Annotated in this window: 14 protein-coding genes; 5 read left to right on the top strand and 9 right to left on the bottom strand. The window is 69.0% G+C overall.

The annotated features are described in order from the left end of the window. Positions 1-81: 81 nt before the first annotated feature. Complete coding sequence (locus tag ACFWPH_RS01545; RefSeq protein WP_378747490.1) at positions 82-693, bottom strand: lipocalin family protein; 612 nt, start codon at positions 691-693, stop codon at positions 82-84. Between the two features lie 113 nt (positions 694-806). Further along, positions 807-1463 carry a CatB-related O-acetyltransferase gene (locus tag ACFWPH_RS01550; protein WP_378747491.1) on the bottom strand — a complete coding sequence of 219 codons (657 nt, stop codon included), beginning with the start codon at positions 1461-1463 and terminating at the stop codon, positions 807-809. Between the two features lie 252 nt (positions 1464-1715). Between ACFWPH_RS01550 and ACFWPH_RS01555 the strand changes: the two genes are divergently transcribed. Genes ACFWPH_RS01555 through ACFWPH_RS01565 form a run of 3 tightly spaced genes read left to right on the top strand, consistent with a single transcriptional unit; the run spans position 1716 to position 4691 of the window. Then, complete coding sequence (locus tag ACFWPH_RS01555; protein WP_378747492.1) at positions 1716-2351, top strand: precorrin-8X methylmutase; 636 nt, start codon at positions 1716-1718, stop codon at positions 2349-2351. Further along, on the top strand, positions 2348-4105 hold the full coding sequence (locus tag ACFWPH_RS01560) for a precorrin-2 C(20)-methyltransferase (RefSeq protein WP_378747493.1): 1758 nt from the start codon (positions 2348-2350) through the stop codon (positions 4103-4105). Before ACFWPH_RS01555 ends, ACFWPH_RS01560 begins: the two co-directional genes overlap by 4 nt. A gap of 55 nt (positions 4106-4160) precedes the next feature. After that, complete coding sequence (locus tag ACFWPH_RS01565) at positions 4161-4691, top strand: PadR family transcriptional regulator (RefSeq protein WP_378747494.1); 531 nt, start codon at positions 4161-4163, stop codon at positions 4689-4691. 62 nt (positions 4692-4753) lie between these two features. On the opposite strand, the gene ACFWPH_RS01570 is transcribed toward ACFWPH_RS01565, so the two are convergent. The 4 genes from ACFWPH_RS01570 to ACFWPH_RS01585 form a co-directional block, all read right to left on the bottom strand. Continuing rightward, the gene (locus ACFWPH_RS01570) at positions 4754-5524 is read right to left on the bottom strand and encodes a cobalt-precorrin-6A reductase (protein WP_378748209.1); all 771 of its coding nucleotides are present in this window, start codon (positions 5522-5524) and stop codon (positions 4754-4756) included. After that, positions 5521-6144 carry a hypothetical protein gene (locus ACFWPH_RS01575; protein WP_378747495.1) on the bottom strand — a complete coding sequence of 208 codons (624 nt, stop codon included), beginning with the start codon at positions 6142-6144 and terminating at the stop codon, positions 5521-5523. Before ACFWPH_RS01575 ends, ACFWPH_RS01570 begins: the two co-directional genes overlap by 4 nt. Before the next feature lie 112 nt (positions 6145-6256). Beyond that, complete coding sequence (cbiE, locus tag ACFWPH_RS01580; RefSeq protein WP_378747496.1) at positions 6257-7504, bottom strand: precorrin-6y C5,15-methyltransferase (decarboxylating) subunit CbiE; 1248 nt, start codon at positions 7502-7504, stop codon at positions 6257-6259. 133 nt (positions 7505-7637) lie between these two features. After that, entirely contained in the window at positions 7638-8402 is a 765-nt protein-coding gene (locus ACFWPH_RS01585; RefSeq protein WP_378747497.1) for an SDR family NAD(P)-dependent oxidoreductase, read from the bottom strand. A gap of 83 nt (positions 8403-8485) precedes the next feature. On the opposite strand from ACFWPH_RS01585, the gene ACFWPH_RS01590 reads away from it, so the two are divergent. Further along, positions 8486-8890, top strand: a complete 405-nt coding sequence (locus ACFWPH_RS01590; protein WP_280462677.1) for a PPOX class F420-dependent oxidoreductase — start codon at positions 8486-8488, stop codon at positions 8888-8890. Between the two features lie 223 nt (positions 8891-9113). Here ACFWPH_RS01590 and ACFWPH_RS01595 read toward each other — a convergent pair whose 3' ends face one another. After that, positions 9114-10247, bottom strand: coding sequence for a M24 family metallopeptidase (locus tag ACFWPH_RS01595; protein WP_378747498.1), 1134 nt, complete (start codon positions 10245-10247; stop codon positions 9114-9116). Between the two features lie 71 nt (positions 10248-10318). Here ACFWPH_RS01595 and ACFWPH_RS01600 point away from each other — a divergent pair, with 71 nt between their 5' ends. Continuing rightward, on the top strand, positions 10319-11287 hold the full coding sequence (locus tag ACFWPH_RS01600; RefSeq protein WP_378747499.1) for a 5'-3' exonuclease H3TH domain-containing protein: 969 nt from the start codon (positions 10319-10321) through the stop codon (positions 11285-11287). Between the two features lie 530 nt (positions 11288-11817). Here the strand turns inward: ACFWPH_RS01600 and ACFWPH_RS01605 are convergent. Together ACFWPH_RS01605 and ACFWPH_RS01610 are read right to left on the bottom strand one after the other, a co-directional pair. After that, positions 11818-12690 (bottom strand): DUF4333 domain-containing protein, encoded by an 873-nt coding sequence (locus ACFWPH_RS01605; RefSeq protein ID WP_378747500.1) that lies wholly within the window; start codon positions 12688-12690, stop codon positions 11818-11820. Between the two features lie 190 nt (positions 12691-12880). Then, positions 12881-15580, bottom strand: coding sequence for a DEAD/DEAH box helicase (locus tag ACFWPH_RS01610; protein WP_378747501.1), 2700 nt, complete (start codon positions 15578-15580; stop codon positions 12881-12883). Positions 15581-15599 lie beyond the last annotated feature (19 nt).

Genomic DNA, 15599 nt, shown 5'->3' on the forward strand with positions numbered 1-15599 from the left:
AGGATTATGCCGTCGGCCACCCCGCCACGCCCGGCGTCGCAGACGTGTGGCGCGGATACCCGCCGCGGCGCGTCGGGTATCTCAGCGCAGGCACAGCGGAGCGATATCGGGGATGCCGCCGGTGGTCGGTGACGTGAGGTAGAAGCACGGGCTCTGCCCGGCCGCTTCGATCGCGGTGCGCACCTGCCGCCAGGCCGGGGCCGGCAGCGCCGCCTCGCGCGCCAGCACGAAACCGGAGAGCCGGCTCGGGTCGGTGACCACCGCCCAGGAGTAGTCGGGCGCGAGTGCGGTGACGATGTAGTTGGGCGGCCCGTCGATCGAGTCCTGACCGGGCACATCCGGGAAACTCACGTGCAGTTGCGCCCGCGTGACGGGATCGGTGACCTTCGCGGTGCCCCGGATCTCGTTGGTACCGCCCGTCCAGGTGGTGCACCGGTTGTGCACCGCGATATTGCCCTGCGGATCCTGCGTGTACTCGGCACGGGTATCGCGAGCACATTCCAAATTGAAAGGCTGCGGGATAGCCGCGAGCTGATTCCAGGTACCGAGATAGCGGTCCAGGTCCAGGGCGGGTACGGGCGCCGGGCCGGTGGGCGGCGGCTGCGCAACGGCGACGCCGGCGATGAGCGCGCCCGCGGCGGCGGATGCGGAGATGAAGCCGAGAATGCGATGAACTGCGCGATACCTGGTCACGGTGGCTCCTCGGGGATCGGCGGATGAACCCATCCTACGGAGCCTCGAGCTGCGATGATCCGGCCGGCGCTTCGTGTCGGTCGGCGAATGAACTGCGGCCGGGGCCGCGCGGTTCACGCGGTTCCGAGCGACTCCGCCACGGCCGGCAGATCGGCCGGAGTACCACCCATGATGAGGGCCGCGTGCTCGGTGATCACCTCGATCGGCCAGTCCCACCACCGGATCCGCAGCAGCGTTTCGACCTCGTCCGGTGTGAAGCGGGTGCGGATGGGACGGGCGGGATTACCCGCGACGATCGCATACGGTTCGACATCCTTGGTCACCACCGAATGCGCGGCGACCACGGCGCCGTCACCGATCCGCACCCCGGGCATGATCGTGGCCGACCGGCCGATCCACACATCGTTGCCGATCACCGTATCGGGCAGCGGATCGATGGCGGTGAAGACCTCGAGGGTGTTCTCCATCCATGTACCGCCGAACATCGTGAACGGGTAGGTGGACGGGCCGACCATGGGATGGTTGCCCCCGGGCATCAGGAAGGTCGCGCGGGGCGCGATCGCGGTGAACCGGCCGATCACCAGCCGTTGCGGGCCGTAGTTGTAGAGGACATTGCCTTCCTGGAACGGCACCCCACTGCACTCGTCGTCGAAGTAGGTGAACGCCCCCACCTCGATGAACGGGGAGTCGACCTGATTCGCCAGGAACACCACATTCGTCAGGTCCGGACGCGTGGACGGATGCAACTGCATCGGATCGGGCGCGGCCAATGCTTCCTCCCATTTCGCACCGACGCCGGCGCCGCGAGCGCCGGCCGACCGTGCCGACTCTACGGAGCGGAGCCGATGGCCCGCCGACCCCACCCATGAACCGCGACGTGGACGGGCATCCGGGCATGATCGGAGTGATACGGGGCATTTCCGCGTCCGCGGTCACCGCACCCCGGGGGAAGGTGCGGGCGCGGGCGCCGTTTCAGGCGCCCGCACCTGCCCGGCCGGCGCGGCCCCGCATAAGGTGTGCCCATGTCCGACACACGCACCGGCTATCTCACCGACGCGGGCGAGATCTATCGCCGATCGTTCTCGATCATCCGCTCCGAAGCCGATCTCGATCGGTTTCCCGCGGATATCGCGCAGGTGGTGGTGCGGATGATCCACGGGTGCGGCCAGGTCGATCTGGCGCGCGATATCGGGTTCACGCCCGGTGTGGTGGCGGCGGCGCGGCGCGCTCTGCGGGGCGGCGCGCCCATCCTGTGCGACGCGAATATGGTGGCGTCCGGCGTCACCCGCACCCGGTTACCCGCCGACAACGAGGTGCTGTGCCTGCTGCGTGACCCGCGGGTCCCCGATCTCGCGGCCCGGCTCGGCACCACCCGCTCGGCGGCCGCGCTGGAATTGTGGCGCGACCGCCTCGAGGGTGCCGTGGTGGCCATCGGAAACGCGCCGACCGCGCTGTTCCACCTGCTGGACATGGTCGCGGCCGGCGGCCCCGCACCTGCTGCGGTACTGGGCATCCCGGTGGGCTTCGTCGGCGCCGCCGAATCCAAGGAAGCCCTCACGGAGAGCTCGGGCCTGGAATATCTGACGGTCCGCGGCCGGCGTGGTGGTAGCGCGATCACCGCCTCGGCCCTGAACGCGATCGCGAGCGAAGAGGAATGACCGTGCGGACCGGAAAACTCTGGGGTGTCGGACTGGGTCCCGGGGACCCGGAACTGGTGACGGTGAAGGCGGCGCGGATCATCGCCGAAGCCGATGTGATCGCGTTCCACAGCGCCCGCCACGGCCGCAGTATCTCGCGTGGGATCGCGGAACCGTATATGCGGCCGGGTCAGCTCGAAGAGCATCTGATCTATCCGGTGACCACCGAGACCACCGACCATCCGGGCGGCTACCAGGGCGCCATCGACGAGTTCTACGCCGCGGCCGCCGAGCGGCTGGGCGCGCATCTGGCGGCGGGCCGGTCGGTGGCATTGCTGGCCGCCGGGGATCCGCTGTTCTACAGCTCCTATATGCATATGCACCGGCGGCTGGCCGACCGGTTCGAAGCGGAGATCATTCCGGGTATCACCTCGGTGAGCGCGGCGACAGCGGCCCTGGGCACGCCGCTCGTGGAGGGCGAACAGGTGCTCACCGTGCTCCCCGGCACCATGGCCCCCGAGGAACTCACTCGCCGGCTCGCCGCCGGCGATGCGGCCGCGATCATGAAACTCGGCCGCACCTACCCGGCCGTCCGCAAGGCGCTCGCCGACTCGGGGCGGCTCGACCGCGCCTACTACGTGGAACGGGCCAGCACCGGCCGCGAACGCGTCCTGGCCGCCGGTGATGTCGACGAATCACAGGTTCCCTATTTCGCGATCACCATCGTGCCGGGACCGGAACCGACGACCGTATTGCCGGTGGGCAAACGTCCCGGGGCGATATCCTCGGACGAATCCGACACGGCCCACGGCCTGCACTCGGCCGGCTCAGGAGTCGCGATCGCAGAACCGGCCACCGCCCCCGGCGCCGACGGCGACCTGCCGGCTCGGGACGGAGATCGCGGTGCCGCGTCACGCGATGACGGCGAGTGGACCACGGCGACAAGCGGCCTCGGCCCGAGCTCCGCACTCGAAGCCCACGACTCGCGCCGCGAACCGGGCCCTGGGGGAACGGTGCAATCCCGAACGGGCACGGGTGAAGTCGTCGTCGTCGGACTCGGCCCGGGTGATACCGCCTGGACCACCCCGGAGGTCACCGCCGCGCTCGCCGCCGCAACCGATCTCGTCGGCTACACCACCTACATCGACCGGGTCCCGATGCGCACCGGTCAGCGCCGTCACGCCAGCGATAACCGGGTCGAATCCGAACGCGCCGCCATGGCTCTGGACCTCGCCGCTCGCGGCGGGCGGGTGGTCGTGGTGTCCTCCGGCGATCCCGGGGTGTTCGCCATGGCGGCCGCGGTGCTCGAGGAATCCGCCGGCCCGCAATGGGCGGGGGTGCCGGTGCGGGTACTGCCGGGCGTCACGGCGGCGAATGCGGTGGCCAGCCGGGTGGGTGCACCACTGGGCCACGATTACGCGACCATCTCGCTGTCGGACCGCCTGAAACCGTGGGAGGTGGTGGCGCGACGACTGGCGGCCGTCGCCGCCGCCGATATGGCGATCGCGGTCTACAACCCGGCGTCGAGTAAGCGCACCTGGCAGGTCGGGGCGATGAAGGACATCCTGCTCGAACACCGCGCGCCGGACACCCCGGTGGTCCTCGGCCGCGATGTCGGAGGTCCGCAGGAATCGGTGCGGGTGGTGCCGCTCGGCGAGCTCGATCCCGCCGAGGTCGATATGCGCACCCTGCTGATCATCGGCGCCTCCACCACTGCCGTGGTCGGCGGCGACGACGCGCCGCGGGTTTTCACCGCACGGCGATATCACGGCTGACACCCCGATCCGATAGCATTCCACTATGGAATAACGTCGGGAAAGGGGTTACGTGGTGAACGGCAATCGGAAGCGGCCATTGAACTCCACGGCCGCCTCGTTGCTGGGTTTCCTGCACGAGGGACCGATGTCCGGGTGGGATCTGGTGACCCTCGCGCAGGAGCGGATCGGCGATTTCTGGACCATCACCCAAAGCCAGGTCTACCGGGAATTGGCCACCATGGACGCGGCGGGTCTGGTGGTGAAGGGGGAAACCGGCGCCCGGGAGCGCACCCCGTATCGGATCACCGAGGCCGGGCGCGCGGAGTTCGCCGAATGGATCGCCCGCGATCCGAGTGCGGAGACCATCCGATTCCCGCTGCTGCTCACTCTGCATTTCGGTGGCCATCTGGACCGCGCACATCTGGCCGCCATCATCGACAACAGTCGAAAGGTGCATCGAGAGCGGCTGGACCACTACCGGGCCGAGTCGGCGCGGACCATGCCCCCGTACGCGCGGGCCACCTTGGAGTTCGGGATCGGTTACGAGCGTGCCGTTCTGGAGTGGTTCGACCGACTACCGGAAATCTTGGGCCCCGAGACCTAGCGATCGCATTCCGGCACCGGCGTCCCGCCGTTCAAGCCTGCCGCCTCCCGCACGAACCGGGTTCATCTGCGCTCGGACGACCGGTTATCTTGCGCGGCAGCATAATCGGTCACCCATTCACGCGCAGCACCGACAGACGCGACCTCGATGAGCCCGGTCGGTGCCGGCGGCCGGTCGACCATCACCACGGGAATACCCGATTCCCGGGCCGCGACGAGTTTGGCCGCGGTCGCCGCGCCGCCGCTGTCCTTGGTGACCAGCACCTCGATACGTTGTTCCGCCAGCAACGCGCTTTCCGACTCCACTGTGAAAGGGCCCCGAGCCAGCAGGATCTCGTGGCGGGGCGGCAGTGCGGCGTCGGGTGGGTCGATGGCGCGGATCAGGTACCACGGACGGGTGTATCCGGCGAAAGCACCGACCCCCTGCCGGCCGATGGTGAGCAGGATCCGGTCGCCGGTATCCGCGGAAACTCGGGCGGCCGCGGCAAGGTCCGGGACTCGCAACCAGTGGTCGCCGGGACCGGCGGTCCAGCCCGGGCGGTTCAGCCGGATCATGGGCAGACCCAGCTCCGTGCTCGCCTGCGCGGCATGCGCGGTCATGGTCGCGGCGAACGGATGGGTGGCGTCGATGATCAGCTCTATCGCGTTGTCCGTCAACCAGTTCCGCAGTCCCTCGACACCGCCGAAGCCGCCGACCCGAACGGTCCCGCCGGGACGCACCGGGTCGGATACGCGACCGGCGAGCGAGGACACGATCTCGAGTCCTGGCTCGCCGGCCAGTGCGTGGGCCAGTTCCCGGGCCTCCCCGGTGCCGCCCAGTAGCAGGATTCTCAGGGCTGCCCGCTGAAGTAGGCCATCGCCGAATCCAGCAGCGGCGGCCCACCGGCCACCGCGAGCCCGATACCGGCGCCGATGATGGCGCCCGGGAGCAGTCCGATTCCCAGGAACAGGAAGCCGATTCCCGCACCGATGGCCGCGCCCACGGCCGCACCCAGCGAGGCGTCCTGCAGTTCGTTCATGAACCACTGCTGGGCACCGATGAATTGGGCCTGCGCCGGCGCACCCGCCACGGGGGTTGCCTGCGGGGTGAGGGTCAGCCGGCTGCTGTCCTCGTCGATGGTGGCGGCGACGGCGACCACCTGGCCACCGGTCTGCCGGCTCAGCGGAATGCTGGTGAGGCGTTCCCCGGCGGCATTGGTCAGCACTACCGCATTGTTGGCGGCATCGAGACTGAACGCGCCCCCGGAAACCGTGGTGACCAGCGATTTACCGGCCTCGGCCAGGGCCAGGGTGTAATCGACGCCGCCGTCGTGACCGGTGACCTCCGGTACCGCGTTCGCCTGCTGTTCGACGGCTGGTGCCGCGGGAGCAGGAGCGGCGTAGCCGGTGCCGGCGGCGATCCCGGTGGCCGCGGCCGCCATGATCGCGGTGGCGGCGAATCTCTTGTATTTCACTCGTGTTCTCCGACGTTGCGCGCGAGCCCGATGACCCACGCTCGGAACGCACACCGACACTACTCCCGCTGTCCGATTCGTCCATTCGAACGGCACAGTCACCAGCAGCGGCCTATCCCCCTTTCACGACCGACCACTGTGTCACCGGTAGCTGCGGACGCCAGGTCGTGAAACGACCCAACGGCTCGCCGCGGTAGATCTGGAACCGGCGCAGTTCCCCGCCGTACTCCCCGGTCCACGAGATCAGCAGTGCTTCCGATTCCGCCGTGACCGCATTGGCCACGAGCCGCCCACCCGCGGGCAGCCGCGACCAGCATCGCTCGAACAGTTGCGGCGTGGTGAGGCCGCCCCCGAGGAAGATCGCGTCGGGCACGCCCGGTACCGCATCACCGGTGAGCTCGGCCACCGCCTCTCCGCGCACCTCGATATCGGGAACGCCCAGCGCGCGGGCATTCCCGGCGATCTGCTCGCGGCGCCGGTCCAGGATTTCGAATGTCACCGCCCGGCAGGACGGATGCGTGCGGCACCATTCGATGGCGATACTGCCGGACCCGCCGCCGATATCCCACAGGGTCTCTCCCGGACCCGGCTCGAGCGCGGCGAGGGTCAATGCCCGGATTTCCGATTTGGTGAGCTGACCGTCGCCGGTATACGCGGAATCGGGCAGTCCCGGTTGCCGGGTGCGACGCGGATGTCCGGGTTCGCCGGTCACCGCGATCGCGACAATATTGAGCGGGTCACCGGGGACTTCCCGCCAGTCCGCGGCCAGATCCGAGACGATCCGTTCGGCCGGGCCACCCAGTTGCTCCAGCAACGTCACACGGGAGGGCCCGAATCCGTGGGAACGCAACAGTTCCACGATCTCGGCGGGCGTCCCGGCATCCGCGCTGAGGACGAGGACACGCCGGCCGTCGATCAGTTCCGGAAGCACCCGTCGGACCGGCCGGCCGACCGCGCTCACGATGCCGACCTCGGGAAGCGGCCAGCCGAGCCGGGCGCAGGCCAGCGAGGCCGACGACGGCTGGGGCAGTACCCGCAGCGATTCGGGGCCGAGCAACCGCGCCAGCGTCGTGCCGATGCCGTAGAACATGGGGTCGCCGCTGGCGAGTATCCCGAGCCGGGTACCGCGCAGATCCGTCAGCAGACCCGGTAGCGCCGGCACCAGCGGTGAGGGCCAAGGCCGGCGATCGGCGGTGATCTCGGCCGGCAGCAGGGCAAGCTGCCGGTCCGAAGCCAGCAACACCGTGCGTTCCCGCAACGCCTCACGCGACGTCTCCGAGAGCCCCGCCCAGCCGTCGGCGCCGATGCCGACCACCGGAATACGTGGCCCGGCCCACCGGATCGCCGGGGCGGCGTTCATACCGTGCCTCCCGGAGTTGCTCCGGCAGTGTCACGTCCTCGCGGAGCCGATATGGATTGCTCCGGGCAGACGACGGGACGTAAGCCGCACCCGGTGGTGGAAGGATCGTGGGGCCAAAGGGCGGTGCACCCCCTCACCGCGGCAGCCGCCGCCAGACTGCCTGGGGCAGCAGGCGCATTCCGAAAAATACGGGGCGCAGAATCCCGGGTATCCACACTTGGCCCGCCCGGCGGCCCAGCGCACCCACGACCGCGTCCGCCACCTGGTCGGGCGTGCTGGAGAACGGCGCCGGACTCATCCCCTCGGTCATCCGGCCGATCACGAAACCTGGGCGGGCGAGCAGCAGATGCACCCCGCTACCGTGCAGTGCATCGGCCAGACCGCTGGCGAAACCGTCCAGCCCGGCCTTGGCCGACCCGTAGACGTAATTCGCCCGCCGGACCCGCACCCCCGCCACCGAACCGAAAACGACGAGATGTCCGCTGCGCTGGGCGCGGAACTCGTTGGCCAGCACGGTGAGGACGCTGAGCTGGGCGGTGTAATCGGTATGCACCACGGCCAGCGCGTGGCCGGGGTCCGCCTCGGCCAGGGCCTGATCACCCAGTACACCGAACGCCAGGACCGCGACACCGACCGGGCCGTAATCGGCGACGATCTTGGCCAGCAACGCCGGATGGCTCGCGGTGTCGGCGGCATCGAATTCGACCGGATGAACCGCCGTCGCACCGGCCGCCGTGAGCGCCGCCGTTTCGGTGTGTAGTTCCTCGCACCGGCGCGCGGCCAGGACCACGGCCCGGCCGGGAGCCAGCCGCAGCGCGACCTGCAGACCGATTTCGCTGCGTCCGCCCAGCACCAGCACTGTGCCCGGGTCGATCCCTCGTCTACGACGCACAACCATGCGCTCAGTCTGTCATCCGGGGCCGGTCACGACCCGCACCGGGAGACCCGAGTCCGGTCCATGTCACCCGCTACGGTCCTGGTATGGCAACCCATACCGTCGAATTGTCACCCGCCGCCGTCGAGTTCCTCACCGAACGGCATCTGGCCACTCTCACCACCCTGCGGGCGGACGGCACCCCGCATGTGGTGCCGGTGGGCTTCACCTGGGACGGTGCCGCCGGGCTGGTCCGCGTGATCACCAACGGCAGCTCGGTGAAGGCCCGGAACGTACGGCGGTCGGGTTACGCCTCGGTCGGCCAGGTCGACGGCCGGCGCTGGCTCACCCTGGAGGGTCCGGCCACGGTTCTGGACGAACCGGCGCAGGTCCGGGAAGCCGAACGCCGCTACGCCGAGCGTTATCGCACGCCGCGGGAGAACCCGGCCCGCGTGGTCCTCGCGATCGAAGTCCGCCGGGTGCTGTGCGGAATCGCCTTGCGGACCGCCTGAAACGACGCATCTCGGCAGGAACGCCCCAGTCGGTGGAGGCAGCCGCACCCGGATTCCGAGCCGTTTCGCGCCACCTGCCGATTCCTCATCCGAGCGCTCCGGCGGAGTGCAGTCATCGCGGGTACGACGGTGGGCGTCCGTCGGCTCGCGGTAATACCACAGCATCGAACTGGGCGACCGGCTGCCGCCGAGTGGCGGGTGTGCCCCTCGGCCCGGGCGACCGTCAGGCGGGCAGGACGGTGAGTCCGTGCGGCTGCTGGTTCATCGGGACGCAACCGTCCTCGGTGACCACCACGATGTCCTCGATCCGGGCGCCCCATTCACCGGGGAAATAGATCCCCGGTTCGATACTGAAAGCCATACCGGCGCGCAGCTCCAGATCGTTGCCCGCGACGATATAGGGCTCCTCGTGCACCGACAGACCGATCCCGTGCCCGGTGCGGTGGACGAACGCCGCCCCGAGCCCGGCGGCCTCCAGCGGATCGCGGGCCGCCGCGTCCACCGCCGCGGCCCGCACCCCCGGGCGGACCGCAGCGACGGCAGCCGCCTGCGCCCGTTCCAGTTCGGCGCAGCGGGCGGCGATCTCGGGATCCGGTTTGCCGAGGACGTAGGTGCGGGTGGAATCGGAGTAGTAGCCGGGTTCCACCGGACCGCCGATATCGATGACCACCACATCACCGGCCTCGATTCGCCGGTCCGACACCTCGTGGTGCGGTATGGCGCCGTTGGGCCCGCTGCCGACGATGACGAATTCGGCGCCGGTATGCCCCTCGGCCACGATCGCGTCGGTGATGTCCTTACCGACCTCGGCCTCGGTGCGCCCCACCTGCAGGAATTCGCCCATCCGGGCATGGACGCGGTCGATGGCGGCACCGGCGCGGCGCAGCGCCTCGATTTCGGCGTCGTCCTTGATCATGCGCAGTTCCCGCAGCACCGGGGTCGCCGAAACGGGCAATCCGCTAAAACTGTGCGCCAGCGGCAGCAGATGCAGCGCGGGCATGGCATCGGCGACCGCCACCCGCGACCCGATATGCAGTGCCGACTGCACCAGGTCGTAGGGGTTCACACCGTCCACCCAGTCCAGGACCCGCAGTCCCAGCTCGTCCACCGCTGACTCCTGCAGCCCGGCGACCTCCAGTTTCGGCACGACCACCGAGGGGGTTGCCTTATCGGAGGTGATCACCAGGCAGGTGAGCCGCTCGAACGATTGCGCGGACGATCCGATGAGATACCGCAGGTCGGGGCCGGGAGTGATGAGCAGCGCGTCCAGATGCGCTTCGCGGATCAGCTGTACCGCCCGCTCCAGCCGCTGCTCGTAGATTTCCGCCGCGAACCGTGACTCCGTGTGCGCGCTCATGATCTCGAACTTACCCGGTGTCCGGGGGCGGTACACCGGATCCGTCGGTGGGGCCCGGTAGATTCCGGCGGGTGACTACGACCGAATCCGCACCGCGTCCACTGCTGCTGCTGGACGGAGCGAGTCTGTGGTTCCGGGCTTTCCACGCCATCCCGGACAAGATCACCGCACCGGACGGCAGATCGGTGAACGCCCTGCGCGGATTCACCGATATGGTGGCCGCTCTCATCACCCGGCATCGCCCGGCTCGCCTGGTGGTCTGCCTGGATCTGGATTGGCGCCCGCAGTTCCGGGTGGATCTGGTGCCGACCTACAAAACGCACCGCCTGGATACCTCCGCCGGCGCCGAACCGGGCGCCGAAGTGGTACCGGACCGGTTGACACCGCAGGTCGAGATGATTCTGGAGGTGCTGGCCGCCGCCGGTATCGCCACCGGCGGCGCAGCCGGTCTCGAGGCCGATGATGTGCTCGGCACCCTGGCCTCCACCGAACGCACCGATCCGGTGGTCGTGGTCAGCGGCGACCGCGATCTGCTGCAACTCGTACGCGATACACCCGCACCGCCGGTCCGGGTGCTCTATGCCGGTCGCGGGCTGGCCAAGGCCGAACTCTTCGGCCCCGCCGAGATAGCGGCCAAATACGGCGTCCCGCTGGAGAACGCCGGCCCCGCCTATGCCGATATGGCCACATTGCGTGGTGACTCGTCCGATGGACTGCCCGGTGCGCCGGGAATCGGCGAGAAAACCGCCGCCACCCTGATCAGCCGGTTCGGTTCACTCGAGGCGCTACGCGCCGCCGTGGACGATCCCGGCGCCGAACTCGCCCAGGGTGTCCGCGCCAAACTCCGCGCCGCTGCCGACTATCTCGACGCCGCGGCCCCGGTGGTGCGGGTGGTCCGCGACGCGGATGTGATCCTGTCCCGCCCCGATATCCTGCACCCCATCCCGGCCGACGCGGAGGCGCTGCAGGAGCTGGCCACCACCTACAACGCCGAAAGCCCCGTCAAACGTCTGATCGCGGCCCTCGCCACCTGCGCCTGACCGGTCCACTACCGGGCGCCGGGAAAGGTCCGGGTGCCCTGGCCGGGCGGAGATATCCGTCGATCGGTACGGGGGCCAGGTCTCCGCGGCCCACAGCCGTCCGCGATATCCCCGTGTCGGGATGGACCGCGAGCCGGCGGAAATCGAGCCGATCACGACGGTTTGCGAGCACTCCTGGAGCACTATCCACCGACCCCACCGGAGTACCACCGCGATCACGTTGAGTGGCAGAGCAAGGCTGGTGCTGTATTCCAGCGGTCGCGTGGACCTCGTCGAGGTACGGTCAGTTCGCTCTGGTCCGATCTCAGCGCGATCACCGACATCCTGTTAGATGCACATATCGTCATATGGAGATTGCTTCCTGTGCACCAGCGGCACGGGGGTCGGCAGGTCCGGAGTCGAGTCCGACAAGGCCGGAAAGAGTTCGGCCCGTCCCTGCTGTAGCGCTCGACGCCATGCAGCGAAGCCGCAAGCGTCGAACGCCATCAGCAGGGACGGGCCGAAAACCGCGGCGCCGCAACCGGAGGCAATCAGCTCGGCCGGCCGACCTCGTAGGTCCCGTCTTCCTTGGTGATCTTGATATTGACGGTCTTGTCTTCGCCACCGACCTTCAGATCACAGGTGAACGTCGCGTCCACCGCGACCTCCTGTCCCGCCGGGCACCGGACATCCTTGACGTCCTCGATTCCGTAGGACTCCTCGAGCACCTTCGCCACCCCGGTCTGCACCGCGGCCTGATCGAGTTCGTCCTTGGCGGTCAGCATCAGGATCGCGACCACCACAGCGGCCACGACCACCACACCGAGCAGCACGAGCCCGACGATCATGCCGGTTTTCTTACCGCCCCCGCCGGTGGGTTGCTGCTGCGCGCCCCACTGCTGCTGGCCCGGCTGCCCCCATTGCCCGGATTGGGCCTGCGGCTGCGGCTGCTGACCCCACTGCTGTTGCTGCTGATTCGGGTCGCCCCACTGCTGCTGCGGCTGGTTCGGGTCCCCCCACTGCTGCTGCGCCTGCTGTGGCTGCTGGGGCTGGTTCGGATCCCCCCATTGCTGCTGCGCCTGCTGTGGCTGCTGGGGCTGGTTCGGATCCCCCCACTGCTGTGGCGGCGGCTGCTGACCCCACTGCTGCTGAGTCGGATCGCTCCACGGCTGAGGCTGCTGCGGCTGGGGTTGCGGCTGGCTCCACTGCTGTGGCTGCGGCTGCCACTGCTGACCGCTCTGGTCACCACTGCCCCATTGCTGGGTGGCCTGCGCCTGCTGGGGATCGTTCGGGGGCTGTGCGGGTGGCTGGTTCCCCCACTGCGGCGCTGCGCCGGGCGGCTGCTGCCCACCCCAGACCTGGGTGGGATCGTTACGTCCCTCCCCGGGTCCCGGGGCGTCGTTCGGTCCGTACGGCCCACTCATCTGGTTGCCTCCACTCGCATCGTCAAACACACGGTAGCCCCCCGCGTGCGGTTGAAATCAAATCACAATCGATGGTCTCACGCTGTTTCTACTGTGGCATGAGCGAGGCCGACGATCGCCTCTCGCATCCGGATGCGGAGGCCGCAGCGAAGGCGGAGGTATCGCACTACCGCCTCCGGGCCTGACTCTCTCATGCCGCGTCCACGGCGACGACACCGCGCCGGATCGCCCGTACGGCCTTGGCTGCGGTGGCCGCGACCTCGGTATCGTCTGCGGTGCTGTGGATCTGGTCGAGCAGATCGATCACCTGGCGGCACCAGCGCACGAAATCGCCGGCCGATAACGGCGTGCCCTGATCCCCACCGGCCAGCATGGCGTCCACGAGGGCATCGCCGCGGGCCCATTTGTAGATTCCGTCGACGAAACCGAGATCGGGTTCGCGGGTCGGCGCGAGCCGGTGCTCGGATTCGTCGGTACGCAGCCGCGACCACTGGGCGATGGTATCGGCCACCGCCCGGCGGATCGGTGCGGTCGGTCCCGTGGCCCCGAGATAGCCGCCCTCACTGCGGGATTCGAATACCAGAATCGAGACGACGGCCGCCAGTTCGGCCGGCCCCAGACCGCGCCACAGCCCCTGGCGCAGACATTCGGCCACCAGCAGATCGCTTTCGGCGTAGATCCGGGCCAGCCGCCGCCCATCCGCGGTGACCTCGCCGTCGTGCACGAATCCGCGCTCCTCCAGCAGGCCGACGATCCGGTCGAAGGTGCGGGCCAGCGAATTCGTGGTCGCCGCGACCTTCTGCCGCATGGCCTCGGTTTCCCGGCGCACCCGGTTGTAGCGCTCCCCTACCCGGGCCAGCTGTTCGCGATCGGGCCGCGAATGCGCGGGGTGGGCGCGCAGGGTGCGCCGCAATGTCGCCAGTTCCGGATCGTCCGCACCGCGGGCGCGTTTGTCGCGGCGGCCACGGCTGGGCGCGGTGATCCCGGTACTGCGCAACGCCGACGCCAGATCGCGGCGGGTGCGGGCCGTGCGATGGTCGACCCGGCGCGGTAACCGCATCCGGCCCAGCGGTTCGGCGGGCACCGGGAAATCGGCGACCGATACCCGTCCCGCCCATTTGTCCTCGGTGAGCACCAGCGGACGCGGATCGCCCGGTGTGGCATCGGGTTCCAGGATCACCGCCAGACCGGCGCGGCGGCCGGCACCGATGGCGACCACATCACCGCGCCGCAATTCGGTCAGTGCCGCGACCCCGGCGGTACGCCGGTCGCTGCGGGTCTGCTGGTTCAGCTGCCGTTCTCGCTGTTTGATCCGTTCCCGCAGGCCGAAGTATTCGAGGAAATCCCCCTCCTCGCCACCGAGTTGCGCGGCGAGTTTGCGGAGCTGGCCAACATTCCGCTCGATCCCGCGGACCAGGCCCACCACCGAACGATCGGCCTGGAACTGCGCGAACGACCGCTCCAGCAGCATCCGCGCCTCATCGGACCCCAGCCGGTCGATCAGGTTGATCGACATGTTGTAGCCGGGTTTGAAGGAACTGCGCAGCGGATAGGTGCGGGTGGAGGCCAGCCCGGCCACCGCACTCGTATCGACCTCGGGTTGCCAGAGCACCACCGCATGCCCCTCGACATCGATACCGCGGCGGCCCGCGCGGCCGGTGAGCTGCGTGTACTCCCCCGGCGTCAGCTCGGCATGTGTTTCGCCGTTGAATTTGACCAGCCGCTCCAGCACGACTGTGCGCGCGGGCATATTGATCCCCAGGGCGAGGGTTTCAGTGGCGAACACCGCCCGCACCAGCCCTTTGACGAACAACTCCTCGACCGTATGCCGGAATGCGGGCAGCATCCCGGCGTGATGCGAGGCCAGCCCCCGGTGCAGCGCCTCACGCCATTCCCAGTAACCGAGCACTTCCAGATCCGCGCGCGGCAGCTCGCCGGTGTGTTTATCGATGATCGCGTCCACGACTTCCGGGTCGGCCGCGCCACTCAGGTTCAGCCCCGAGCGCAGGCACTGTGCCAGCGCGCCGTCGCATCCGGCCCGGCTGAAGATGAAGGTGATGGCGGGGAGCAGCCCTTCCTCGTCGAGCCGGGCCAGCACATCGGGCCTGGGCATCGGGCGGAAGAAGCGGCGCGGGCCACCTCGGCCGCGGGGTCCACCCCAGCCCTCCATCCGGTCGGCGGCCTCACGCTGTTTGATGTAGCGGACCAGATCGGAATCGACGAGAACGCGCTGATCGGAGGATTCGCTGTCGAACAGATCGAACATCCGGCGTCCGACCATCACGTGCTGCCACAGCGGCACCGGCCGGGTCTCGTCCACGACTACCGCGGTATCGCCGCGCACGGTTTCCATCCAGGCACCGAACTCCTCGGCATTGGACACCGTCGCGGACAAGCTCACGAGCCGTACCTCGGCCGGTAGGTGCAGGATCACTTCTTCCCAGACCGCGCCGCGGAACCGGTCGGCCAGGTAGTGCACCTCGTCCATCACCACATACGACAGCGCCCGCAGGGCGTCCGACGACGCGTAGATCATATTGCGCAGTACCTCGGTGGTCATCACGACCACCTGCGCGTCGGGGTTGATGGACTGATCGCCGGTGAGCAGCCCTACCCGGCCCCGGCCGTACCGTTCGGTCAGATCGGCGAACTTCTGGTTCGACAATGCCTTGATGGGCGTGGTGTAGAAACATTTACCGCCGGAGGCCAGCGCCAGATGGACCGCGAATTCCCCGACCACCGTTTTCCCGGCCCCGGTGGGCGCGCACACCAGCACCCCGTGGCCGTTTTCCAGGGCGGTACAGGCTTGGCGCTGAAACGGGTCCAGCTCGAATGTCAGCTCGGCGGCGAACCGGGACAGTTCGGCGGTCAGCGACGCGTTCGGTGTCACGTGTCCGAGACTAATGGAG

The organism is Nocardia sp. NPDC058499 (assembly GCF_042719915.1).
Taxonomy (GTDB): domain Bacteria; phylum Actinomycetota; class Actinomycetes; order Mycobacteriales; family Mycobacteriaceae; genus Nocardia.